We start from the raw sequence: 551 nt of genomic DNA on the forward strand, positions 1-551 counted from the left end.
CGGTTGGCGGCGTTAAGGGGGCCTGAAAGTCGGTTTGCCGCGCTCAGTGAAACCCGAATATTCAAGTTACGATCGGTCATGATTCGTTTCCGTTACGGGTCGCCGCACGTTCGTGCCATTTCAATAATTCACTGACCGTCATGCCATCGCACTCTGACGGCGACCAGTGAAAGACCGTGGCAATATCGGCTATGATGTCGTCAGTATCGACCGCCGGACAGGGAATTAACTGTCGGCCGGTTCGTTCGTCTCGCTGGCAGGCGAGGTGGGCGCTAAAAAATCCGCAATCGCCGCCGCCAGTTGCGTAAAATCATTAATCGGCATAGTGGCGATATCGGCTTCACTGAGGCGTGGGCGTGTCACTCTCGGCAACAACGTGATCAATGAATTCACATCACTGGTCATCACATCAAACAATTTCAGGCCGCGCAGGGCACCGACCTGACGCATGGTTTCGGTGATGACCACTTCGGTGATAGTACTGCCGTCCGCCAGTTTCAGTGGTTCAGAAAAAATAACTGTTTTTGACATGGTTTAGTCTCCGTTGGGCG

2 protein-coding genes are annotated in these 551 nt (G+C 53.4%); both read right to left on the reverse strand.

The genetic code is table 11. The features are described 5' to 3' along the window. Positions 1–76 precede the first annotated feature (76 nt). Positions 77–226, reverse strand: a complete 150-nt coding sequence (locus NXS07_RS20710; RefSeq protein ID WP_308686650.1) for a GpE family phage tail protein — start codon at positions 224–226, stop codon at positions 77–79. Continuing rightward, entirely contained in the window at positions 226–531 is a 306-nt protein-coding gene (locus NXS07_RS20715) for a phage tail assembly protein (RefSeq protein ID WP_038195930.1), read from the reverse strand. The genes NXS07_RS20710 and NXS07_RS20715 overlap by 1 nt, the downstream gene beginning before the upstream one ends. Positions 532–551: the final 20 nt, after the last annotated feature.

It is taken from the genome of Xenorhabdus bovienii, assembly GCF_024721015.1.
Taxonomy (GTDB): Bacteria; Pseudomonadota; Gammaproteobacteria; order Enterobacterales; family Enterobacteriaceae; genus Xenorhabdus; species Xenorhabdus bovienii.